The following is a 22,328-nucleotide window of genomic DNA, read 5'->3' as shown; positions in this document are numbered from 1 at the left end:
ATTATACCATTTTAAAAAATAGAAAAACAATTTCTTTCTTCCCTTGTAGAAAAAAGAACCACAGTTAAATTAACCGTGATTCTCACTTATCATTCTATTTCCAAGATAGGATTTGTAGCTGTCAAGTGACTGATCTTGCCACTAACACCGAAATATTCCTCAATTTTAGTATGTAATTCTAGCATTGCTTCCCGAGCTCGTGATGCCTGTTCTTCATTGATAGCTTCAATGACTAAAACAGCATCTTTGGTTTCTTCTGTTAACATGGTTCTTTGGGCTTCACGCCAGTTTAAACACCGACAAACCGCACCTTGTTCATCAAAATAAATCATTTCATCAGCTAAGGCAGGAGCATCACTTTCAGCCCCTAGTGGAAAGAAGGATTCATTCCCTTGAGCTCTCCCAAGACATAAGTCACCAACAATCTTAGCTAAATCCTCTCCCCCACAAGGAACAGCGTAAGAAAGTGAAACACTATTATAGATATCTACCAAAGGATTTATTGGATTAAATTCTCTTCCTTGACTCACACGCTTTAATAAGGCTTCAATAGAAGAACGAGCACCTTTTTTTGTTTTGAATTTTGTGAATGCCTGACGCCATTCTTGAATCACTTCATTCTGAGTGAAATTATCATCTGGTATAAAAGTCCGGGCTTTTTGGGTTCCTTCATCTAGTAAAGCTTTAAAATAGGGATCCTCACTCTCATCAATAGTATTGTTGAGACCTTTTACCACCAATACAGAGATTTGAGCATCTGGAAATAGTTGCCAAAAATCATCTTTTACATGAACTTTCATGACTTTGCCTCCATTCTTTTTCTTTCATTCTACCACAAATTCTAAAAAAGAGTAGCATACAAGCTACTCGATAGGAACTATAATGAATTTTCACGAATCACTTCTACCTTGTATCCATCTGGATCTTTGATAAAGTAATAGTTTGGTTGAGTCCCTGGAAGTCCATTAGGTGCTGTTACTTCATAGCCTTTGTCGCTATGTTCTTTATGAAGAGCCTCAAGATCAGGTGTACTTAGGGCAATGTGAGCAAAACCGTCACCGACAACATAAGGTCCATGATCATAGTTGTAAGTCAACTCCAATTCATAATCATCACCTTCAAGTCCAAGATAAACAATAGTGAAAGCATAGTCTGGAAAGTCTCTACGACGTAATTCTTTAAAACCAAAAGCATCTTGATAAAAAGCGATTGATTTTTCAAGATTTTCTACTCGCAAACAAGTGTGTAGCATTTTAGAAGCCATTTTTTCTCCTTTGTTTAAAAAAGACTGGGACAAACTTGCACCAGTCTTATGAATAATTATTTACCAAGTTTTGCTTTAGCTGCATCTGCAAGAGCTGTGAAAGCTGCTGCATCGTTAACAGCCAAGTCAGCAAGCATTTTACGGTTAACTTCGATCTCAGCCAATTTCAAACCATGCATCAATTGTGAGTATGAAAGTCCGTTCAAACGAGCTGCCGCATTGATACGTGTGATCCACAATTTACGGAAGTCACGTTTCTTTTGACGACGGTCACGGTATGCATAGTAGTAAGAGTTCATTACTTGTTCTTTTGCAGTACGGAACAAGATGTGTTTAGCTCCATAGTAACCTTTTGCTAATTTAAGAATACGTTTACGACGTTTGCGTGATACAACGCCACCTTTAACACGTGCCATGTTTTATTTCCTCCAAATATTTCCTAGAATTGTTTACTTACTGTTAGGCTATTATTTCAAGCGAGTAAGCATTGCTTTGATACGTTTGAAATCTCCTGAATGCACCATAGATGCTTTACGAAGATGACGACGTTGTTTTTTAGTTTTTCCGTGGAAACGGTGAGAAGTGTAAGCACGGAAACGTTTAAGTCCACCAGAACCTGTACGTTTGAAACGTTTAGCTGATGCGCGGTGTGTTTTTTGTTTTGGCATGATTTTTTCTCCTTTATTTAACTTTCTGACAATTATTTTTTGTCAGTTGCTGGCGCCAATTGCATGAACATTTGGCGACCATCCATTTTAGCACGTTGTTCGATGATAGCAATATCTTGTGTTGCTTCAGCAAACTCGGCTAAAACTTTTGCACCAATCTCTTTATGGGTGATCATACGCCCCTTAAAGCGAATGGATACCTTCACTTTGTTCCCTTTTTCAAGGAACTTGCGAGCATTGCGAAGTTTAGTTTCGAAATCTCCCTTGTCGATAACAGGGCTCAAACGAACTTCTTTCACGGTCACAACGCTTTGTTTTTTGCGTTGTTCTTTTTGTTTCTTCTGGTACTCAAATTTGAACTTGCCGTAGTCCATAATTTTTGCAACAGGAGGTTTAGCTTGAGGTTGAATGAGAACCAAGTCCACATTAGCTTCGTCCGCAAGTGCTTGCGCTTCGCTTAGTGGTTTGATACCCAATTGCTCACCTTCAAGACCGATTAAGCGAACTTCGCGTACACGAATTTCATCATTGATGAATAAGTCTTGTTTTGCTATGGTTTTCACCTCTTTTTTTAATTTAGAGAAAAACAAGAGCGGACTTGCTAACGCAAACCCGCACTACATGATTGTATTTCATTTCTGAAATTTGATCCGTAGGGGCCAGACAACGTTAGTCGCAAGGCGAGAAGTTCTCACTTCTGCTTTTCTCAACTTTTATATGATATCAAGTTTTCCCCTACTTGTCAAGATTAAAACTATCTTTTTTTAATTTTTTCTATTTTTGCCGACTTACAATCTATTGATTACGAGAATAATAAATCTCATGTGGCTTCAAACGAGCACTCAGCAGCTCTGATACAGTCACAAAACTATAGCCTTGTCCCTGCAAATACTCAATTACTTTGGGTAGTGAATTAACAGATGTTTGATGAATATCATGCATTAAAATGATAGATCCATTGCTCACTTGGCGCTGAATTACTGTCAAAATCGCAGCTTCATTTTTACTCTTCCAATCCAAACTATCCACATCCCACATAATAAAGCTTAAATCAAGGCTATTGCGAATATCATCTGAGATTGCACCGTATGGCGGACGCATCAATTTAGAACTTTTTCCAAGAACTTTTGTAATAGCGTCTTCGGTATCTGTGAGCTGTTTCTTAGCATCTTCCAGTGACAGTTTCGTTAAAATTGGGTGATTCCAACTATGGTTTCCAACTTCATGACCTTCAGACTGCATACGTTTAAGAATCGACTCATTACCTGCAATATTCTTTCCTTGGACAAAGAAAGTTGCTTTAATCTTGTATTTAGCTAAGATATCCAATGCCTGTGGTGTTGTATTTCCGTCCGGTCCATCATCAAAGGTAAGAGCTACTACTTTTTTATTTTTCTCAGCCTGAGCCTTCTTATAAAGTTCTGCATCCTTTTCAGTTAGATAGGACGATTGGATAACATCAAAGAAGTCTGAAATAGGCAAAGCTATTTCTTCTACATTATTAGTTGCTTTGACTGGATATAACACCAATTGACTATCTTTGTAAGCGAACTTCCAAGATGATAAATCGGTAGCTGAAAAATCGGCTATTACTTGATCAACAAGAGTTTGTTCAAGCTTTTTATCTTGGAGCGTTGACTTGATATTCTCAAGAAATGTTTCTTTGGCTTTGCTAGCATCTGTAAAGAGCTGATCTAAAGTAAACAGGGTCCCATCTTCCTTAAGATAAAGCTGATCTAATGATGTATTTTCTAATTCTACAACAGTAGAATTACTCAAATCATAGACCTGTTTTTTCACAAGATGACTCTCCACACCTTTGATAGCAGAAGAATCTTTCTCAGAGTAGTAAAAGATCAAATCTTCCTTATCTTCTACCTTATCCGTGATATCTTTTACAATGATATCCTGAACAGGGGTAATGACCTTGTCCCCCGTCATAGGATAGTAGGTGATGATTTCTGCCTGCCCTTTACGAAAATGATCTTTCTGACTTCCTTGTGAATAGGAATCATCTTTTTCTTTTTTCAGTGCTTCAATTTTTTGCTCAAAAGCTTGCTTCGTCAAGAATTTATAAGCAATACCTGCTCCTAATGTTAAGATTGTGAAGAATAGAAGCCCCACAATAATCCACAATTTTCTTCTCTTTCTGTCGTTTACTTTATGGCTTGTTCTTTTTTTTGTCATAGTCTTATCATATCAAATCATGCCTATAATTTCAATGATAAATAGGAAAATGTCCATTTTTTAGGAAAAGAAAGGTAAAAGAAAAATCCTAGATCTCCCTAGGACTTTCTTTTGTTTAGAAACGAATAGTTTCTCTTGTTTTTTCATAAGAAGAAACGAAGCGGTTTGTTACACCTGGCTCAGCAACTTCCAAAGCTTGGGAAATCTTTTCGAAAGATGCTTGATAATCAAAGGCATTTTCAAAGATTTCTAAAGATTCGTGGAAGGCTTGTTGAATCCCTTCATCAAATGATCTGTAGCGGTTAGAGTATTGAAGTAATTGTTCAGTCAAGGTAGCATGTTGTACGATGCTGTATGTTTCTGTTTCCAGAATTTCCATATCGTGAGTTGCAATTTCTAAAATACGGTTGACAGACTCAATGTTGACTTGTGACTGTTCTAACTCTGCCAGCAAGTCTTCAGTACTGTGGCTAGCTGCAAAGAACAATTTCAAGAAGCTCTGTGGTATTCCTGGAAGATTTCTCTTTTCCATGTATCGTTTGATCGTGTGGAGGCGATTGACGTAAACATTTGCCTTTTGACGAGCGTTGACATCGTCTTTTTCAATTTGCACCAGACGTTCGCTAACTGAAACTTGATCATCTTCAATTTCTTTTAATGTAGCTTGAACATTTTCTAAACGTTCTTCCAATACAGAATAAGCATCAGAATATTCCTCTTGTTCTGAAGTCAAATCGCTAACTGTAAGTTCTAGGGAATCCAAATCCACTTGAAGACGACGAACATGATTTACATCACTCTCAGCCATCAAGTAGGTCTTGCTCAAACGCTCGATATCTTTCACCAAGACTTGATTGTTGTCTTTTAAGTGGTCAAGATAGGTTGGAAGTGTTAACAACAAGTTTTCAACAACTTTTTGAGAAGCAATCTCTCGTGTGAAAATATTATAGAGAGCATTGATTTCTTCTTGAATCTGAGTGTTTTCATATTCAGCATTGTCCAATTCCAATTTTTTAATATTTTCTTGGTTGTTCTTCAATGCTTCATACAATAACTGCAAACGAGATTCAATGTCAGTTTCTACAAAGTGATAGTTGGCATCAAGCAACTTACGATAGCCAGCCTCTAGATCTTCAAGTTGATCAGGAAGTTCAGTCGTTAGTTTAGTAACAATTGCTGGAATTCTCTCTACGATATGTGTCAAAGCGAGAATATGATTTTCAGCATTATCCAAAATCCCTGCTGCTTCAACTGGATCTCCTGAAGAGTTTAGCGTCACAAATTGAGAAAATTCAGATTGGATGTTCTCCAATTGTTTTTCAATTTCAGGAAGCGCTTGACCATATTTCTCAGAATCTTCTGCGACTGTTTTCTGCAGGCTTTCAAATAAATCTAAAGCATGCAAGACACGACCACTATTTTTGGATTCTTGTTTTTCTAGATCTGCCAAAGCATTTCGAATGGAAGCAATATCTTCTTCGATAAGGGTAATCTGGCTTTCAATTTGATCAATTTTGTGTTGAGCCTTCAAGAAACGAAATGAATTATTGTACCCTTCTGCTTCAAACAGATTATTCTCAATATCCGCAAATGAGTTGAGGGATAGGTCTACCCATTTTTGGTTCCACTCTCTAAATGCAATCTGACTTTGACCAATCAGATGCATATTCTTAACAGCTTCTACTTCATCGTTAACTGGAAGGTTATACAACTCTTCCTTTCTTTCTTCTAATACTGCGAGCCTCTTTTCATTGCGTTTGCGTAACAAAACTGCCACAACATATGCAATAATCAGAAGAGCCGCGATTGCAATCATAGTAATAATCAACAGATTATCAGACATATCAAACTCCTTTTTATACATGAAACAATTGTAATGATTATATCATATTTTTCAAACCATGGGAACTATTTCCCAATTTTTTTAAACGTCAAGCGTACTGTAGACAGCATTTTCTTCGATAAATTCTCGACGTGGTTCTACGCGGTCACCCATGAGCATATCAAAGATTTTATCTGCTTCTGCAGCATCATCAACTGATACACGCGCCATGAGACGATGTTCTGGGTTCATGGTTGTTTCCCAAAGTTGATGGTCATCCATTTCTCCAAGACCTTTATAACGCTGAATAGTTGGTTTTGAACGTCCTTCACTATAGCGAGCTAAGGCTTCCTGTAGACGGATTTCTTGATCTGCTCCAGGTTGGATGTATTCTTTAATTTCACTGCCGACCTTAACACCGTAAATTGGTGGTTGAGCGATATAAACATAACCTGCTTCTAAAACGGGTTTCATATAACGATAAATCAAGGTTAACAAGAGGGTACGGATGTGAGCTCCATCGACATCGGCATCCGTCATGATAACGAGTTTTTGGTAACGTGCCTTGCTGACATCAAATTCAGCACCAAAGCCTGTTCCCATAGCTGTGAAAAGGCTACGGATTTCTTCATTGGCAAGGATTTTATCCATGCTGGCCTTTTCAACGTTGAGGATTTTACCGCGAATCGGTAAAATCGCTTGGAATTCACGGTCACGACCAGACTTTGCAGAACCTCCCGCTGAATCTCCTTCGACGATGAAAAGTTCAGTTTCAGCTGGATTGTTTGAGGAACAATCTGCTAATTTCCCTGGAAGGTTTGAAATCTCTAAACCAGATTTCTTCCGAGTAACCTCACGCGCACGCTTGGCTGCCACACGCGCCTTAGCTGCCAAAATCCCTTTTTCAACAATCCGCTTAGCAATCTGTGGATTTTCCATTAGGAAGTCTGAAAATGCTTCACTAAAGAGGCGATTAGTAATCTTGACAACTTCACTATTTCCAAGTTTAGTTTTCGTTTGTCCTTCAAACTGCGGATTTGGATGTTTCACAGAGATAACGGCAGTCAATCCTTCACGGACATCCTCACCTGTAAGGTTATCTTCGTTATCTTTTAGGAGTTTGTTTTTACGAGCGTAGTCGTTAATGACACGGGTTAAGGCTGTACGGAATCCTTGTTCATGCGTTCCACCCTCATGTGTATGAATGTTATTGGCGAAACTCATGACATTTTCATGGTAGCCAGTTGTGTACTGCATGGCTACTTCAACTGTGATGTCATCCATTTCTCCATCAGTGTAGATTGGCGTATCAAAAATGACATCCTTGTTTTCATTGATATACTCAACGTAACTCGCAATCCCACCTTCGTAGTGGTAGTGTCTTGTTTGTTCAAGTCCCTCACGCTTGTCAGTGATGGAGATTTGAAGGCCACGATTCAGAAAGGCGAGTTCTTGGATTCGCTTGTTTAATTTATCAAAATCAAAAGTTGTTGTTTCTGTAAAAATCTCTGGGTCTGGCGTGAAGTGTACTGTTGTACCTGTTTTATCTGTATCTCCAATCACCTCAAGGTCAGCAACAACATGTCCACGACGGTATTCTTGGTAATGGATTTTTCCATTTTTGTGAACACGAACATCCAACTGAGTTGAGAGGGCATTTACAACCGATGAACCTACACCGTGGAGTCCACCTGAAACCTTGTAACCGCCACCGCCAAATTTACCTCCAGCGTGAAGAACGGTAAAGACAGTTTCAACGGCAGGACGGCCTGTCTTTTCTTGAATATCAACAGGGATACCACGTCCATCATCAACAACCGTAATAGAGTCATCTGGCTCAATAAAGACCTGAATATGACTAGCAAATCCCGCCAAGGCCTCATCGATAGAGTTATCAACGATTTCCCAGACTAGGTGGTGAAGACCTTCTTTTGAAGTCGATCCGATATACATTCCAGGACGCATACGAACGGCTTCCAGACCTTCCAAAACTTGAATCTGACTGGCATCATAATCCTGTGCCTGTTGGTTTTTGATTTCTTCTGTCATTTTTTCCCTTTTTCTTACATTTCTAATACTTGTCTCAATGTCACGATATTTTCAAAGAGATGCGTCGCTAAGCTTGCTGCTTGTCCAGCTTCAATATCGATAGGACGGTCACCAATAACGATACCAGAGCTTATCTTGTACTTATCTCGCAAATAGATCATAGACTCTGGATTTGGTTTTCTCTTAAAGCCAGAGCTAGCTGTTACTACTTCTGTAAAATAGTCAGCAATACCAGTCTTTTCAAGAATATCCAAAACTTGGTCATTGCGATGTGAAACCAAAAAGTTCCGTCCTCCCTGGTCTGAGATTTCCTCCAATAAAGCAGGTACTCCCTCAAACAAGGCAGGATGTTCAAGCTCTCGCGCTTCGTTTTCCTTATATTTTTCTAAAAAATGCTCTATTGTTGGGGCAAATTGGTCAATCGCAAAAGCAGTTGACACTTTCAAGGCATTGTAAACTTTATCATGTTCTTCTTCAATTCCAAATTGAGCTAATGTTTCCACAAAAGCCGCGGTCGAAGTCTCATAATTATCAAGTAAAGTTCCACCTAAATCCCAGATGTAATCGTGATATTTCATACCCTTCATTATAGCATTTTTTTATCAAAAAAGCGACGATTTCCTTCTATTTTAACAGTAAAAAACGAGAAGAATCCCCTAATTGATAGATTCCTCTCGTTTTAGTTAATCTATTCCAAATACATCACGATAGAGCATGGCTTCTCTCAAAGCATTTGCATCTCCACCAAGTTGTTCTACTAAGTTATAAGCAAAGGCAAGGGCAGTTGCTGGACCGCGACTGGTAGTCAACTGACCATCGACAACTACTGTTTCCTTGCGATAGTGACCATCAGCAATTTGCTCTTGGACACCATCATAGCAGGTGAACTCTTTGTCCTTGAGGAGACCGGCTCGATTCAGTACAATTGGTGCTGCACAAATAGCTGCTACTTTTTTACCAACTTGCTCAAATTTTTGAAGTTCAGCAATCAATTGCTCATTATCACGCAAGTGAGCTGAACCTGGCATACCTCCTGGTAAGACAATCATGTCGTACTCAGATAAATCACCATCAAACACACGATCTGCTTGTACTTGGATGTCATGTGATCCCGTCACTCGGGCTTCAAAACCAACCATATGACAAGCAATATTGGCACGACGTAATACGTCCACCACTGTTAGGGCTTCGATTTCTTCAAAGCCATCTGCTAAGATAACTGCTACTTTAGCCATGATTTACTCCTTATTTAACTTTTTTCAAAACAACTTTCTTCCGTTTAAATCTTGTCTTACCGCTCTTTTCTTCGGCTAGATGCGTTTGATAACTCATCGATAGAAGCAAACCAACACCAATTAGATTACTGATAATGGCTGAGCCCCCTTGGGAAATAAATGGCAGAGGAATCCCTGTCAGTGGCAGCAGACCTGTCACCGCACCGATATTTTCAAAGATATGGAACAAGAGCATCATAATGAAGCCAGTTGAAATGTAGGTATAAAATTGATTATTGGACTTGAGAGTGATTTTTAGCATTCGATAGATAAGTAGAAGATAAAGTGTAATTACGAGGACAGAGCCGATAAAACCAAAATCTTCTGCAATGACTGTAAAAATCATATCACTCTCACGAACGGGAATGAGGAGATTGGATACATTAAAGCCTTGACCAAACAAGCCTCCACTACCGATGGCGATTTGCCCTTGCGCTTGTTGATAGGTGGTCGTTTGTGCATAATCAAAGGGATTGAGCCAAGCAAGGATACGGTTGATCTGATAGGTTGGCATCCCGATTTGATGTATGAAAGCACGCCCATCTTTTGTGATGAAAATTGCTAAAAATCCTGCAATTCCCGATACAGCTGTTACAAAAATTGGAATGATGATTTTCCATGATACCCCAGAAAGCAAGACCAGTCCCGCAAAGATTGCGACAAAGACCAAGGCTGTTCCTAAGTCACTCTGCAGGGCCAGTAAACCTAAAACTGGTAGCGTGAAGATAATCATCCACAGTATCAAGAGGAAGTCTAAAGGAATCGTTCGTTCACTTTCCTTGTGTTTCTGTGTGAATTGAACAATGACCCGAGCCAAGATCAAAATATAGGAAATTTTCATGAATTCGGAAGGTTGGAAAAGCGTCACTCCACCGATTGATACCCAGTTTTTTGCTCCCGTTGCTGCGACCAAACTAGGGTTATAGAAAACCAAGGGTAAGACCATGAGGACTAGACCTAGGGCATAAAGATAGGGAGTCGCCTGCCATAAAAATTTTGTATTAAAGAACATGACTACAAAGCTGATAAAAATTCCCAATACGATCCAAGCTAGTTGCTGACCGAGAATAGGCCAGATATTATGTGGATAGTCATGGCTGACAGCAATGTAAATAGCTACCACTCCAATCACCAGCAAACAGAATACTGGTAGAATCAAACTATAATCGACTCGAGAGTCGAGAGAACGTTTCATAAAGGTCTCCTTCATTCTTTCAGATGTTTATTTTATTTTTTGTGTAAAAATTCTTGAACTTTTGAGAATATTTGCTCTTTGCCAACTTCTCTGACTCGACTAGTCTGTGACAAGGCCTTGCCAATCTGCTTTCCATATCGCTTGCTTGTCATTCGGCTATCCAAGATAAGGACAGAGGAGCGTTGCCCTAGACGACGCATGGTTCTACCTATCGCTTGTTTGAGGCGAATAATAGCCATTGGCAGTTGATAGTCGTAGAAAGGATTTTTCCCTTCAAGACGCAGTTCCTGATTCATTTTTTTCGTAAAGGGATCTTCTGGATTTTGGAAGGGCAAGCGTGTCACCACTTCAATCACTCGAGGGTGAGTCGCAAAATCAACTCCCTCCCAAAAACTTCCTGTCCCTAGCAAGAGTTGAGAGTCTCCTCTTTCAAATCGTTTCTTGAGTTGAGCAGGATCCCCGTTCTTATACTGGGCTAAATGAGAAAGAGATAAAGAATCTGATACCTGCAACAAAAGGTCTTTTGAAGTGAATAAAACAAGCATGGGTTCTTCAAGATAAGACAAATCTTCCAGCACTTCTACAAGAGCCTGGGCATAGTCTTCTTGAGAGGTTTCAGTCACCAATGGAAAATCCTTGACAACCAAAATTTCTTGATTTTCTTGAAAATTCTCATCCAGTCTGGCAAAGGCTGCATGCGGGAATCCCATTAGTTCTGGCAAAGATACTCTGCTACTAATTTCCAAGGTTGCAGAGACAGCTAAGAGTTGACAACTCTCTGGAAAAATCTCAGAAAAGAGCAGACGTTGATTGCGACTGGAAGAAATGACAACCTTCTTGCTAGACAAGTCTGAGGCTGATAGCCAAAATTCTCCATCAGTGCAGAAAAATCGCTGACAATCCCGGAAAACTTGAACTTCTAACTCTGAGAAATCCTGTTGGAGTTGTGCCATTGTTGTCGCTGGGCACATTCTTCGTTTGCCAGATAGGAACTGGTCCATCAAATGACAAAGCTCAAAGCGAATACTCTCCATCAAGCGTCTCTGAAGCGTCCCTTCTTCTCGAACTAGAGCTTGATCTAGCTGGTCTACTATGTCGTTTAAAACGAAACTCTTTTGTAAAAGACTTTCCAATGTTAGTAAGATCTTCTGGGCCTCATCCAAAATCAAGAGACGGCCCTCTAGTAGACTGGGATCATCCTCAAGTCGGGTAACGAGATAAGCATGATTTGTCACAAGTAGCTGGCAAGAGCGAGCTTTTTTCTGCCCCCGTCTCCAAAAATCCTCTAACCAAAAGAGAGAAGCTTTGGGAAGATTCCCATCATGTACCAAGTTTGGTAAAAACTGCTGGTAGCGATAAAGTTGTCCAATCTCATCCAAATCTCCAGTTTCTGTTTCGGTCAACCAAACTAGAAGTTGCATCTTAAAACGTGTGTACAAGCGATTGGATTCGTCTTCCTCTAGCGCTGCATGAAAGGCATCTAGTTTTAGATAATTCTGTGGTCCTTTAAGATTATGAATCGAAAGGTGAAAGACCTCTTCCAATCTACGAGCCTCTTCTTGCATGACTTGATTTTGTAGAACTTTAGTAGGAACACTGAGGAGAATTCCTTTTTCGTTTTCTAGTGATAAAGCGGGTAACAAATAGCCGTAGGTTTTCCCAATTCCAGTCTGAGCTTGCACAAAAGCAATTTTCTCATTCTGTAGAAAATCTTGAACCTTTTGAGAAAAGCTAGCTTGTGGAGCTCTATCTTCCAAATTCAACAAGGCAATATTGGTTTGGAAATCTTTAGATAGTTTACGTGGAGAAAGGGCTGGCTTTTCTTTTCTTAAAAATAAACCTTGCACCTCTACCAAGTCATGTTCAACTAGGATGGACTGCTTCTGATAAACTTCCTCGATGACCAGATAAGACTCATATAATAAACCATCTGACAAACTTAACAAGCGCTCCAATAAGCCTTTTGGCAGTCCAAACATCTTTTGTCGCATACAGAGAAAGAGCTCTGCTGTGGCTTGGGCATCTGATAGGGCAGTATGGGCTTTTTCTAGTGAAATTCCCAACTCTTGACAGAGAATCCCCAGATTGTATTTTTCAAGTTGAGGATAAAATACCTGAGCCAACTCGACTGTATCGATACGGGGAGTGCGCAATTCATAGCCTTCGAAAAAGAGGAATTCCGCCAACAAATTAGCATCGAACTGGACATTGTGCGCAACAAAAACACCGTCCTTGACCAAGTCAAAAATTTTTCCAGCAACCTGAGAAAACTCTGGTGCCTCTGCCAGTCGCTGATCGGTCAAGCCCGTTAATTCTTTGATATGAGAATCCAAGAGTTCGTGGGGATTGACATCCGTTGCAAATTGGTCAACAATCTCGCCATTTTCAATGACCACGATTCCCACTTGGATAATTTTTGCCTTGCTTCCGGTACTGGTCGCCTCTAAATCTACGACCACATACCGATCATTTCTAAAATTCATCATTAAAAATTATATCAAAATTTACACAATTTGACATCCATGAACTTTGTTAGAAGTGGCAAGTTTCTTGCAAGTTTTTCTAAAAAATGATTGAATAGAAATGTAGAAAAGGAGGGACATCATGAACCCATTAGATTTGTTTAATCAAGTAAAAGAACTCATTGAGAACAAAGATTTTTCTGCAGCAAAAACATTTGTTGAAGAAAATAAAGATCAACTCGGTGAGTACCTAAGCCAAGCACAAGATTTGGTTTCAGGATCAGAAGGACTTGACGGTCTTGTAGACAAGGTCAAAGGCCTCTTCTAATTATCAAAAGACACCTGAAAAAATCAGGTGTCTTTTTGTATTTTCTTCATGAATGCTGGGATATGTTGACTAATCGTGGTTGGCAGAACTACAAAGTTGTCCTCAGCCAATTCTTGAGCAATTGCTGAATGTAGATAGGTCGCTACCGTCACTCTTTCATAGAGACTAACTTGTGGGAATTGACCAGCAAAACCAGCAATCATCCCAGCTAAGGTATCTCCCATTCCTCCAGTCGCCTGATAGGGACCTCCAACACTCAACTGATAACAATCAGTTTGACCAGCTTGCCAAATTCGAGTCGCAGGACCTTTTTGAACTAGAATCGTTCCTGAAGGAAATCTCTTCAAGGCCTCCCCTGTTTCCTCAGTTCCTTGGGAAGTCAAATCTAAGCCTGACAAGACTTGCCATTCCCTTTGGTGAGGCGTTAAAACAAGCTGAGCCTTAGGAAATTTCATTTCAACCTTCGCTAAAATAGATAGGGCACCACCATCCAGTATGAGGGTCTGATCTTGATTTGAATGATGAAAGACTGTTTGGAGAAGCTCTTCTCCACACTCATCATCCACTAGTCCAGGTCCGACCAAGACAATATTAGCTTTCTGCAACTGTTGCTCCAGCAATTGCTTATCACCAAGGTCAAAAGCCATAGTCTCCGGCAGATGGCTATGCAGAGCTGGAATATTCTCTTTATCCGTTGCTATTGTCACCAAGCCTGCGCCACTTCTAACCGCCCCTAAAGCAGCCATAATAATCGCTCCCCCATAGGGATACGTTCCTCCGATCAAGAGAAGACGACCGTAGTCTCCTTTATGACTAGAACGAGGACGATCGATGATTACTTTTTTCAGTAGAGCTTGATCAATCTCTTTCATACACTACTCCTTCAACTTATCCTTACCATGTAGTACTTGATTAACCTTGGTATTCCAAGCCTGTAACCCTTCTCCCTCATAGTCTAGGTAAATCACTCTATCTTGTAATTGACAAGGAATCAAATCTTCAAAACAAGCCTTATCTTTTGAAGGAATAACACACAAATGAAGAAAGGTATCCAAATCTAACCTATCTCTTACCTTCGCAACATGATAGCCATCAAAGATATAACCTGGTGCTTGAATTAATTCTTCATACAGAAAATAAAAACTAACGCCAGGAATGAACTTTTCTTGCAATTCCTCCTCAGACGGTGCCCGTCCTAACAAACGCTCCATAGCGAGTCGGTAACCCGAAGTCGTATTAGACCATCCAAACATGATATAGTCAAAATAGTCTGCTGGATCAGAAGCTGCATTACGACTATCTGTAACTAGTTCAGCCCCACTTTTACCAAATACTTTTACCGCCGACATGAGTTTTCCAGTCTGAAAAATAGCCTGAGCCACTTCAACTGTACAAGTATGACTACAATAATTTGAAGTAACCAACTTCCTCTGAATATCATAAGTAGAAGCTACAAGGCGATGACTTGGTCTGTAGGGAGGAAAAAAGCTATGCTCTTGCAAGTAATCATGAATTTGTTTATTTAATTCGAGATCCTCACATTCCACAATGGTCTGACGATGATGGTCCTGTTCATAAGCAATAAACTTTGCTAGCTTCTCCAATTCCCATTCTTGAATCTGAGGATAGTTTTCAAGAGCAAATTGATAGATTCCATCCCACTGGAGACTATAATCTGCATTACAAACTTTTACAATCATCTAATCACCTCTACTTCATTATACTACAAAGTAGATAAAAAGAAGCTTCAATTGACAGAACCGTCTTTACAATAGACAAAAAAAGGTAGAAATATTGCTATTCAACCTTTTGGTTTAACTGCCACTCTGATGATTCATTTTAGCAACCTATAAACCTAGTTTTTTTCCAAGCTACGCAATGCAGCCTGATAAGTCTGCTCCATCAGCATAGTAATGGTCATAGGTCCTACTCCACCAGGTACGGGGGTGATATGACTAGCAATTGGTGCAACAGCATCATAGTCAACATCGCCACAGAGCTTGCCATTTTCATCTCGGTTCATCCCCACATCAATGACAACTGCTCCAGGTTTGACAAAGTCAGCAGTCACAAACTTAGCACGACCAATTGCTACTACTAGAATATCTGCTTTAGAAGCTACTTGGGCTAGATTGTGGGTGCGAGAGTGGGTCAAGGTTACAGTTGCATTCTTAGCCAACAGTAACTGGGCCATGGGTTTCCCAACAATATTGGAACGACCAATAACGACAGCATTTTTGCCTTCTAAGTCAATCCCATACTCATGAAACATTTCCATAATACCAGCAGGAGTTGAAGGAATCATAACTGGGTGACCAGACCAAAGGCGTCCCATATTAAGCGGATGAAAACCATCCACATCCTTTTCTGGATCAATGGCTAGTAGAACAGCCTCTTCATCGATGTGTTTTGGTAATGGTAACTGCACCAAAATCCCATGCCAAGCTGGATCTTGATTGTATTTGGCAATCAAATCCAACAATTCCTCTTGGGTAATTGTTTCAGGAACTCGCACAACTTCACTCTGGAATCCTGCTGCAATAGCTGAACGTTCCTTGTTACGAACGTAAACTTGGCTGGCTGGATTTTCTCCGACTAAAATAACGACCAAACCAGGCACCAAGCCTGTCTCTTCTTTCAATTTCGCAGTCTTTTCAGCCAATTGTCCCTGTAACTTGGCCGCCAAGGCCTTCCCATCAATCATCTGTGTCATGTGTTTTCTCTTTTCTAACAAATATCTTCTATTATATCAAAAATATACTTGTCCCTCTAACACTTCTTACCTAAGAGATCTTATAGTCTGAAACTATAAGAAAAAGCCCTTATCGAGCTTTTCTAGATTACGATATTCTTACAAAACCTTACTCAAGAAATCCTTGGTTCTTTGTTCTTGGGTTTGTTCAAAGACTTGCTCTGGAGTTCCGTCTTCGACAACAACACCGTCAGCCATAAAGATGACACGGTCTGCTACCTCACGCGCAAAGCCCATCTCATGCGTTACGATGACCATGGTCATTCCTGACTTAGCAAGTTCTTGCATAACTGCTAGTACTTCCCCTACCATTTCTGGGTCTAGGGCAGAAGTCGGTTCATCAAAGAGTAGGACATCTGGTTCCATGGCAAGACCACGAGCGATAGCAATACGTTGTTGCTGTCCACCAGACAAACTTTGTGGATAAGCATCTGCCTTATCTGGTAAACCAACCTTTTCCAAAAGCTCATGGGCTCTCTTCTCAGCAACTTCCTTACTTTCGCCTTTTGTCTTAATAGGAGAAAGCGTGATGTTTTCCATTACTGTCATATTTGGAAAGAGATTGAACTGTTGGAATACCATTCCCATCTTTTCACGCATGGCAAAGAGGTCATTTTTCTTATCCGTAATATCCACTCCTTCAAAGATGACCTTGCCTTTTGTCGCTTCTTCGAGGAGATTCATGGAGCGAAGGAGGGTTGACTTCCCGCTACCTGACGGTCCGATAATCACCACAACTTCTCCCTTTTTAATCTCCAGATCAATTCCTTTTAAAACTTCATTTTTCCCAAAATTTTTATGAAGGTTTTCAATTTTTATAAGCGTTTCAGTCATTATTTTTTCTCTCCTTGTCCCATACGATTTTCAAAAGCTTTCAAGGCTAGTGTCAAGACAGAGGTCATAATCAAGTAGTAAAAGGCCGCAAATAAGAGTGGAGTTAAAGGTAGGTAGGTGGTTGTTGACACCGTAGTAGCTCCATTCCACAATTCCATGACACCGATTGCTGACAAGAGTGAACTATCCTTGATAATGGTAATAAACTCATTCCCCAAGGCTGGCAAGATATTCTTGATAGCCTGTGGCAAGATGACATAGCGCATAGCATTTTTAGGACGAATCCCTAGAGAGTAAGCCGCCTCTAATTGCCCTTTAGGTACTGCATTGATACCAGCACGAACTGTTTCTGATACATAGGCACCACTATTCATAGAGATAATGATAATCCCTGGAATCAAACGTGAAAAATCAACTCCCAAAACTCCAATCTGAATTGTCGGAGCATTGATGTGCATAAGGGCGAAAGCAATCATGATCTGTACCATCATAGGTGTTCCACGGAAAATCCAAATATAAACATTGGCAAGCCAAGCTAAGGGCTTCATTTTAGAACGTTGAGCAAAAGCCAAGACTATCCCTAAAATTGTTCCCAAAAAGACAACCAAAACAGAAATCAAGACCGTTACGAGAGCACCATAATTAAAATATGGCAGATATTTAGGTAAAAAAGAAAAATTCATAGATACACTACTTTCTAACTTAAAACTTGTATAAGGATAACATATTTTGCATAAAAATGCAACTTCTTTTCCTGATATTTTCAATAAAATTTCAAAGAAAACAGAAATAGCGAGAAATCTTAGTTTTTCCTAGTCAAGTAGATACTCTTTATGGTAAAATAGTAACGATAAGAAATGGAGGAGAATCAAAATGGAATCACATTTGGTTAGAATCATCAACCGCCTAGAAGCAATGACAAAAGATGGTGGTAACTTAAAACGTAACTTTGAGCGCGAGGGAGTTGTTGTAGCTGAAGTTGCTTTTAACCATGATGAAGAAAATGGCCCAATCTTTACTCTTCGTGATGTTGAAGCTCGTGAAACATATACTTTTGATAGCATCGACTTGATTGCGATGGAAATCTACGAACTTCTATACTAATGATAGATATACAGAGGCTAATAAAAAGATCCCGACCTCACTTTTTATTAGCAATCAAACTTTGACGCGGTAGCTGATTGGACTTTTCGTTCGTCTTTTAGACTCCCAAAACTCCTAATCATCTTCGCGGGGCTGGGACTACGAAATCGAGACTTTGTCTATCGATTTCTGTCCCACCGCCTTTCACCAACGAGAATCCTTTTTGTATGACAAATAGGATTTTTTTCTTACTATCAAGATTTTCTCATGATTAGCGCTCTACTATTTATAGTGCTAGTATCCAATCTTTTTACTTGAATTGCCCAATAATCATGATATAATTAAATTATATACTTGTTTGACTATTTTTGACCTTTTAGATTTAGTCAAAACTAAGAAAGAAATGAGGTGGCGGTATGCTCTGTCAAAACTGTAAAATCAATGACTCAACAATTCATCTTTATACCAATCTCAATGGACAACAAAAGCAAATCGATCTTTGCCAAAATTGCTACAAAATTATCAAAACAGATCCTAACAATAGCTTATTCAAGGGCATTACAGATTTAAACAACCGTGATTTTGATCCCTTTGGAGACTTCTTTAACGATCTCAACAACTTTAGACCTTCTTCTAATAACAACAATATCCCCCCAACCCAGTCAGGGGGTGGATACGGTGGAAATGGTGGCTATGGTGTCCAAAATCGTGGTCCTGCCCAAACCCCACCACCAATCCAGGAAAAAGGACTCTTGGATGAATATGGTATCAATGTCACTGAGATTGCCCGTCGTGGAAATATTGACCCTGTAATTGGCCGTGACGAAGAGATTATCCGTGTCATTGAAATCCTCAACCGCAGAACTAAAAACAATCCTGTTCTTATCGGTGAACCTGGTGTTGGTAAGACAGCTGTTGTCGAAGGTTTAGCTCAGAAAATTGTTGACGGTGATGTTCCCCATAAGCTTCAAGGTAAAGAAGTCATCCGCTTAGATGTCGTTAGCCTTGTTCAAGGAACAGGTATCCGAGGTCAGTTTGAAGAGCGCATGCAAAAACTCATGGAAGAAATTCGTGAGCGCGAGGATGTTATTCTCTTCATTGACGAAATTCATGAAATTGTCGGTGCTGGTTCAGCAGGAGAAGGGAATATGGATGCAGGAAATATCCTAAAACCAGCTCTTGCTCGTGGCGAACTCCAACTTGTTGGTGCTACTACCCTCAATGAATATCGCATCATCGAAAAAGATGCTGCCCTTGAACGTCGTATGCAACCTGTTAAAGTTGATGAACCAACCGTTGAAGAAACCATTATTATCCTGAAAGGTATCCAAAAGAAATACGAAGATTACCATCATGTTCACTATACTGATGGGGCTATCGAAGCTGCCGCTACCCTTTCTAACCGCTACATCCAAGATCGTTTCTTGCCAGACAAGGCTATTGACCTTCTAGATGAAGCTGGTTCAAAAATGAACTTAACCTTGAACTTTGTAGATCCTAAGGTCATCGACCAACGCTTAATCGAAGCAGAAAATCTCAAGGCACAAGCAACCCGCGATGAAGATTTTGAAAAAGCAGCCTACTTCCGTGACCAGATTGCCAAATATAAGGAAATGCAAAAGACCAAGGTAACGGATCAGGATACTCCAATCATCAGCGAAAAGACAATCGAACACATCATCGAGCAAAAGACTAATATTCCAGTTGGTGATTTGAAAGAAAAAGAACAGTCTCAACTTATCAATCTAGCAGATGACCTCAAGGCTCATGTTATTGGCCAAGACGACGCTGTAGATAAGATTGCTAAGGCTATCCGTCGTAACCGTGTCGGACTCGGTACTCCAAACCGTCCAATTGGTAGCTTCCTCTTTGTTGGTCCTACCGGTGTCGGTAAGACAGAACTTTCTAAACAACTGGCCATCGAACTCTTTGGTTCTGCTGATAGCATGATTCGCTTTGATATGAGTGAATACATGGAAAAACACAGCGTTGCTAAACTCGTTGGTGCCCCTCCGGGATACGTAGGCTATGATGAAGCTGGACAATTGACTGAAAAAGTTCGTCGTAACCCCTACTCACTGATCCTCCTAGATGAGGTTGAAAAAGCCCATCCAGATGTCATGCATATGTTCCTTCAGGTCTTAGATGACGGGCGCTTAACGGACGGCCAAGGGCGTACTGTCAGCTTTAAAGACGCTATCATTATTATGACCTCAAATGCAGGTACAGGTAAGGCAGAAGCTAGTGTTGGATTTGGTGCTGCTAGAGAAGGCCGTACTAACTCTGTCCTTGGGGAATTAGGCAACTTCTTTAGTCCAGAATTTATGAACCGTTTTGATGGCATTATCGAATTCAAGGCTCTCAGCAAGGAAAATCTCCTTCAAATCGTTGACCTCATGTTAGATGATGTCAATAAACGACTCTCAAGTAATAACATCCATTTGGATGTAACAGATAAGGTTAAGGAGAAACTCGTAGACCTTGGCTACGATCCAAAAATGGGAGCTCGCCCACTCCGTCGTACAATCCAAGATTATATCGAAGATGCGATTACAGACTACTACCTTGAAAATCCAAGCGAGAAAAACCTCAAAGCCGTCATGACTAGCAATGGTAAAATCATGATTAAATCAAAAAATAAATTGGAAACAGTTAACTCAAATGACTAATTCCACATACTAAAAGAATGTTCTTACTTGACAGTAAGAGCATTCTTTACTATTATAGTAAGAAAGCGCACACATAAAGGAGAAATTTATGACAAATCCAACCTTTGGAGAAAAAAAAGAGGGTGTAACCTACAAAACTAGATATGGTGTTTATGCAGTCATCCCTGACTCAGCACATGAAAAGATTATCCTCGTTCAAGCTCCAAATGGTGCATGGTTCTTGCCTGGTGGCGAGATTGAAGCAGGCGAAGATCATTTTGAAGCTCTCAAACGAGAACTGATTGAAGAATTAGGTTTTACAGCTGAGATTGGTACTTATTATGGACAAGCAGATGAGTATTTCTATTCCAGCCATCGCGATACCTACTACTACAATCCAGCCTATCTCTATGAAGCTACTTCTTATCAAGAAATCCAAAAACCTTTGGAGGACTTCAATCACCTAGCTTGGTTCCCAATTGATGAAGCTATTTCAAACTTAAAACGTGGCAGTCATAAATGGGCAATTGAAGCTTGGAAAAAACAGCATCAAGTTTAAATTAACTTTTCCAATTTTTCCAAAAAGTGCTATAATAGACATAGAAACACAGGAGGAAAGCCTATGAAGCTCATCAACACTACTAATTCTCACTCAAACCTTGTTAAAAGCCAACTAGAGAGTACCGACGCTACACTCGTAGAAGTCTACTCTGCAGGCAACACTGATGTTATCTTTACTCAGGCACCGCTTCATTATGAAATCCTCATTTCCAATAAACATCGTGCTATCCGCGAACAAGAAATTGAAAAAATCCAAGAATTTTTCTTGAATCGTAAGATCGACAAGCAAAATATCGATGAAGCTAATATCAAGACCCTCTACTCTGAAAAATTGATTGAAATCTCAATCCCAACAAAATAAAACTTAGCAATAATTGGACTACACTCTAAAAATTCTAACTTTTTAGAGTGTTCTTTGTCTGTCTGATCCGATATTCTAGAATCAGATTCAGTGTTACAGAGAGAGTTTTCTAACAATCTTTCAACTTACTAAGTTTGGCAATATTTTTGTAAAAACTCGGTTATTATAATTTACTAACAATAAAAAAGGAGCTCATAAATGGAGAACATAGTATACAGAAAAGCCAGGCTAGACGAATACCAAAAAATTGGAAAAGTAATAGCCGATAGCTTCTTTGACTATCCATTCTTAACTCTAATCATAGATGATCTCAAGAAACCTGAAAACTATCCTGCTTTTTTAGAACTCTTGGAAAGTCTCCTGACTCGCCTCTATATCAAAGAAGAGACCTGCTTAGTAGCTGAACAAGACGGAGAAATCCTAGCTGTCGCCTTATTACAACAAAATGATTTTTCCATCCTATCTTACTTGCTAAATGGTGTCATAAAACTATTTCGCTACATTAGCCCACGAAATTTTTTGAAGTATCTTGATCTAGTAGACCGTTCCGAAGAACATTTGAAAAAATCGAATAGCTTTGACTGGTATTTGATGCTCCTTGCAGTCAATTCATCCGTTAAAGGACAAGGTGTGGGCAGTGCTTTTCTTAGAGACGCAGTTGAGCCTTATGTCAAATCCAAGGGCTGCAAGCGCTTAGGGCTCATTACCAGTACAGAAAAAAATGTTCCATTCTATAAAAAGAATGATTATGTATTGCTAGATTTTATGGAGTTAGAGTACGGGACTAAGTCCATTGGTAACTGGGCTTTTTTGGGCTCTTTGTCAACTGTAGTGGGTTGA

General features: G+C 39.8%; 23 protein-coding genes and 1 other annotated feature. Of the genes, 6 read left to right on the top strand and 17 right to left on the bottom strand.

Annotated features, from left to right (window positions below):
- Window positions 1-89 precede the first annotated feature (89 nt).
- The 12 genes from HMPREF2837_RS06985 to HMPREF2837_RS06930 all read right to left on the bottom strand — a co-directional run bounded on the left by HMPREF2837_RS06985 (window position 90) and on the right by HMPREF2837_RS06930 (window position 12,945).
- Entirely contained in the window at window positions 90-800 is a 711-nt protein-coding gene (locus tag HMPREF2837_RS06985; RefSeq protein WP_049549699.1) for a B3/B4 domain-containing protein, read from the bottom strand.
- A 77-nt stretch (window positions 801-877) separates the two neighbouring features.
- Window positions 878-1,264 (bottom strand): lactoylglutathione lyase, encoded by a 387-nt coding sequence (locus HMPREF2837_RS06980; RefSeq protein WP_000157160.1) that lies wholly within the window; start codon window positions 1,262-1,264, stop codon window positions 878-880.
- Window positions 1,265-1,320: 56 nt separating this feature from the next.
- Window positions 1,321-1,680, bottom strand: coding sequence for a 50S ribosomal protein L20 (gene rplT, locus HMPREF2837_RS06975; RefSeq protein WP_000124830.1), 360 nt, complete (start codon window positions 1,678-1,680; stop codon window positions 1,321-1,323).
- Between the two features lie 51 nt (window positions 1,681-1,731).
- Window positions 1,732-1,932, bottom strand: a complete 201-nt coding sequence (gene rpmI / locus HMPREF2837_RS06970; protein WP_001125942.1) for a 50S ribosomal protein L35 — start codon at window positions 1,930-1,932, stop codon at window positions 1,732-1,734.
- Window positions 1,933-1,964: 32 nt separating this feature from the next.
- Window positions 1,965-2,495, bottom strand: a complete 531-nt coding sequence (infC, locus tag HMPREF2837_RS06965; protein ID WP_000848177.1) for a translation initiation factor IF-3 — start codon at window positions 2,493-2,495, stop codon at window positions 1,965-1,967.
- A gap of 15 nt (window positions 2,496-2,510) precedes the next feature.
- Window positions 2,511-2,641, bottom strand: a sequence feature (ribosomal protein L20 leader region).
- Window positions 2,642-2,727: 86 nt separating this feature from the next.
- Window positions 2,728-4,119 (bottom strand): peptidoglycan-N-acetylglucosamine deacetylase PgdA, encoded by a 1,392-nt coding sequence (gene pgdA / locus HMPREF2837_RS06960; protein WP_049549698.1) that lies wholly within the window; start codon window positions 4,117-4,119, stop codon window positions 2,728-2,730.
- Window positions 4,120-4,234: 115 nt separating this feature from the next.
- A complete protein-coding gene (gene ezrA, locus HMPREF2837_RS06955; protein WP_049549697.1) occupies window positions 4,235-5,962 on the bottom strand; it encodes a septation ring formation regulator EzrA in 1,728 nt (575 codons plus the stop codon).
- An 81-nt stretch (window positions 5,963-6,043) separates the two neighbouring features.
- On the bottom strand, window positions 6,044-7,990 hold the full coding sequence (gene gyrB / locus HMPREF2837_RS06950; protein ID WP_000134067.1) for a DNA topoisomerase (ATP-hydrolyzing) subunit B: 1,947 nt from the start codon (window positions 7,988-7,990) through the stop codon (window positions 6,044-6,046).
- Between the two features lie 14 nt (window positions 7,991-8,004).
- Window positions 8,005-8,568 carry an HAD family hydrolase gene (locus HMPREF2837_RS06945; protein WP_049549705.1) on the bottom strand — a complete coding sequence of 188 codons (564 nt, stop codon included), beginning with the start codon at window positions 8,566-8,568 and terminating at the stop codon, window positions 8,005-8,007.
- Between the two features lie 105 nt (window positions 8,569-8,673).
- On the bottom strand, window positions 8,674-9,225 hold the full coding sequence (locus HMPREF2837_RS06940) for a DJ-1 family glyoxalase III (RefSeq protein ID WP_049549696.1): 552 nt from the start codon (window positions 9,223-9,225) through the stop codon (window positions 8,674-8,676).
- A 10-nt stretch (window positions 9,226-9,235) separates the two neighbouring features.
- The gene (locus tag HMPREF2837_RS06935; protein ID WP_049549695.1) at window positions 9,236-10,459 is read right to left on the bottom strand and encodes an FtsW/RodA/SpoVE family cell cycle protein; all 1,224 of its coding nucleotides are present in this window, start codon (window positions 10,457-10,459) and stop codon (window positions 9,236-9,238) included.
- A gap of 32 nt (window positions 10,460-10,491) precedes the next feature.
- Complete coding sequence (locus HMPREF2837_RS06930; RefSeq protein ID WP_186823211.1) at window positions 10,492-12,945, bottom strand: bifunctional DnaQ family exonuclease/ATP-dependent helicase; 2,454 nt, start codon at window positions 12,943-12,945, stop codon at window positions 10,492-10,494.
- 118 nt (window positions 12,946-13,063) lie between these two features.
- On the opposite strand from HMPREF2837_RS06930, the gene HMPREF2837_RS06925 reads away from it, so the two are divergent.
- The gene (locus HMPREF2837_RS06925; RefSeq protein WP_049549694.1) at window positions 13,064-13,249 is read left to right on the top strand and encodes a hypothetical protein; all 186 of its coding nucleotides are present in this window, start codon (window positions 13,064-13,066) and stop codon (window positions 13,247-13,249) included.
- Window positions 13,250-13,272: 23 nt separating this feature from the next.
- Here the strand turns inward: HMPREF2837_RS06925 and HMPREF2837_RS06920 are convergent, their stop codons facing one another.
- From HMPREF2837_RS06920 to HMPREF2837_RS06900, 5 genes are all read right to left on the bottom strand, one after another.
- Entirely contained in the window at window positions 13,273-14,121 is an 849-nt protein-coding gene (locus tag HMPREF2837_RS06920) for an NAD(P)H-hydrate dehydratase (protein ID WP_075230763.1), read from the bottom strand.
- Window positions 14,122-14,124: 3 nt separating this feature from the next.
- Window positions 14,125-14,949 carry a hypothetical protein gene (locus HMPREF2837_RS06915; RefSeq protein ID WP_049549693.1) on the bottom strand — a complete coding sequence of 275 codons (825 nt, stop codon included), beginning with the start codon at window positions 14,947-14,949 and terminating at the stop codon, window positions 14,125-14,127.
- A gap of 155 nt (window positions 14,950-15,104) precedes the next feature.
- The gene (locus HMPREF2837_RS06910) at window positions 15,105-15,962 is read right to left on the bottom strand and encodes a bifunctional methylenetetrahydrofolate dehydrogenase/methenyltetrahydrofolate cyclohydrolase (protein WP_049549692.1); all 858 of its coding nucleotides are present in this window, start codon (window positions 15,960-15,962) and stop codon (window positions 15,105-15,107) included.
- Between the two features lie 138 nt (window positions 15,963-16,100).
- On the bottom strand, window positions 16,101-16,835 hold the full coding sequence (locus tag HMPREF2837_RS06905) for an amino acid ABC transporter ATP-binding protein (protein ID WP_049502721.1): 735 nt from the start codon (window positions 16,833-16,835) through the stop codon (window positions 16,101-16,103).
- Entirely contained in the window at window positions 16,835-17,518 is a 684-nt protein-coding gene (locus HMPREF2837_RS06900; protein ID WP_049549691.1) for an amino acid ABC transporter permease, read from the bottom strand. Before HMPREF2837_RS06900 ends, HMPREF2837_RS06905 begins: the two co-directional genes overlap by 1 nt.
- Window positions 17,519-17,708: 190 nt before the next feature.
- On the opposite strand from HMPREF2837_RS06900, the gene HMPREF2837_RS06895 reads away from it, so the two are divergent.
- The 5 genes from HMPREF2837_RS06895 (at window position 17,709) to HMPREF2837_RS06875 (ending at window position 22,328) form a co-directional block, all read left to right on the top strand.
- Window positions 17,709-17,939, top strand: coding sequence for a DUF1797 family protein (locus HMPREF2837_RS06895; protein WP_000443576.1), 231 nt, complete (start codon window positions 17,709-17,711; stop codon window positions 17,937-17,939).
- 395 nt (window positions 17,940-18,334) lie between these two features.
- Window positions 18,335-20,587 carry an ATP-dependent Clp protease ATP-binding subunit gene (locus tag HMPREF2837_RS06890; protein ID WP_049549690.1) on the top strand — a complete coding sequence of 751 codons (2,253 nt, stop codon included), beginning with the start codon at window positions 18,335-18,337 and terminating at the stop codon, window positions 20,585-20,587.
- 88 nt (window positions 20,588-20,675) lie between these two features.
- Window positions 20,676-21,125 (top strand): NUDIX hydrolase, encoded by a 450-nt coding sequence (locus HMPREF2837_RS06885; RefSeq protein WP_049549689.1) that lies wholly within the window; start codon window positions 20,676-20,678, stop codon window positions 21,123-21,125.
- Between the two features lie 63 nt (window positions 21,126-21,188).
- A complete protein-coding gene (locus HMPREF2837_RS06880; protein WP_049549688.1) occupies window positions 21,189-21,488 on the top strand; it encodes a DUF1827 family protein in 300 nt (99 codons plus the stop codon).
- A gap of 198 nt (window positions 21,489-21,686) precedes the next feature.
- On the top strand, window positions 21,687-22,328 hold the full coding sequence (locus HMPREF2837_RS06875; RefSeq protein ID WP_075230762.1) for a GNAT family N-acetyltransferase: 642 nt from the start codon (window positions 21,687-21,689) through the stop codon (window positions 22,326-22,328).

Source organism: Streptococcus sp. HMSC071D03 (assembly GCF_001812125.1).
Lineage (GTDB): Bacteria > Bacillota > Bacilli > Lactobacillales > Streptococcaceae > Streptococcus > Streptococcus pseudopneumoniae_N.
This window is presented reverse-complemented; position numbering and strand designations above follow the sequence as displayed.

Coding starts and splice junctions, on each gene's coding strand:
- gyrB (WP_000134067.1), bottom strand. CDS start 7,990: ATGACAGAAGAAATCAAAAACCAACAGGCACAGGATTATGATGCCAGT.
- HMPREF2837_RS06905 (WP_049502721.1), bottom strand. CDS start 16,835: ATGACTGAAACGCTTATAAAAATTGAAAACCTTCATAAAAATTTTGGG.
- HMPREF2837_RS06915 (WP_049549693.1), bottom strand. CDS start 14,949: ATGATTGTAAAAGTTTGTAATGCAGATTATAGTCTCCAGTGGGATGGA.
- HMPREF2837_RS06920 (WP_075230763.1), bottom strand. CDS start 14,121: ATGAAAGAGATTGATCAAGCTCTACTGAAAAAAGTAATCATCGATCGT.
- pgdA (WP_049549698.1), bottom strand. CDS start 4,119: ATGACAAAAAAAAGAACAAGCCATAAAGTAAACGACAGAAAGAGAAGA.
- HMPREF2837_RS06935 (WP_049549695.1), bottom strand. CDS start 10,459: ATGAAACGTTCTCTCGACTCTCGAGTCGATTATAGTTTGATTCTACCA.
- rpmI (WP_001125942.1), bottom strand. CDS start 1,932: ATGCCAAAACAAAAAACACACCGCGCATCAGCTAAACGTTTCAAACGT.
- HMPREF2837_RS06895 (WP_000443576.1), top strand. CDS start 17,709: ATGGAATCACATTTGGTTAGAATCATCAACCGCCTAGAAGCAATGACA.
- HMPREF2837_RS06985 (WP_049549699.1), bottom strand. CDS start 800: ATGAAAGTTCATGTAAAAGATGATTTTTGGCAACTATTTCCAGATGCT.
- HMPREF2837_RS06980 (WP_000157160.1), bottom strand. CDS start 1,264: ATGGCTTCTAAAATGCTACACACTTGTTTGCGAGTAGAAAATCTTGAA.
- HMPREF2837_RS06880 (WP_049549688.1), top strand. CDS start 21,189: ATGAAGCTCATCAACACTACTAATTCTCACTCAAACCTTGTTAAAAGC.
- HMPREF2837_RS06945 (WP_049549705.1), bottom strand. CDS start 8,568: ATGAAATATCACGATTACATCTGGGATTTAGGTGGAACTTTACTTGAT.
- ezrA (WP_049549697.1), bottom strand. CDS start 5,962: ATGTCTGATAATCTGTTGATTATTACTATGATTGCAATCGCGGCTCTT.
- HMPREF2837_RS06885 (WP_049549689.1), top strand. CDS start 20,676: ATGACAAATCCAACCTTTGGAGAAAAAAAAGAGGGTGTAACCTACAAA.
- HMPREF2837_RS06875 (WP_075230762.1), top strand. CDS start 21,687: ATGGAGAACATAGTATACAGAAAAGCCAGGCTAGACGAATACCAAAAA.
- HMPREF2837_RS06910 (WP_049549692.1), bottom strand. CDS start 15,962: ATGACACAGATGATTGATGGGAAGGCCTTGGCGGCCAAGTTACAGGGA.
- HMPREF2837_RS06900 (WP_049549691.1), bottom strand. CDS start 17,518: ATGAATTTTTCTTTTTTACCTAAATATCTGCCATATTTTAATTATGGT.
- rplT (WP_000124830.1), bottom strand. CDS start 1,680: ATGGCACGTGTTAAAGGTGGCGTTGTATCACGCAAACGTCGTAAACGT.
- HMPREF2837_RS06890 (WP_049549690.1), top strand. CDS start 18,335: ATGCTCTGTCAAAACTGTAAAATCAATGACTCAACAATTCATCTTTAT.
- HMPREF2837_RS06925 (WP_049549694.1), top strand. CDS start 13,064: ATGAACCCATTAGATTTGTTTAATCAAGTAAAAGAACTCATTGAGAAC.
- HMPREF2837_RS06930 (WP_186823211.1), bottom strand. CDS start 12,945: ATGATGAATTTTAGAAATGATCGGTATGTGGTCGTAGATTTAGAGGCG.
- HMPREF2837_RS06940 (WP_049549696.1), bottom strand. CDS start 9,225: ATGGCTAAAGTAGCAGTTATCTTAGCAGATGGCTTTGAAGAAATCGAA.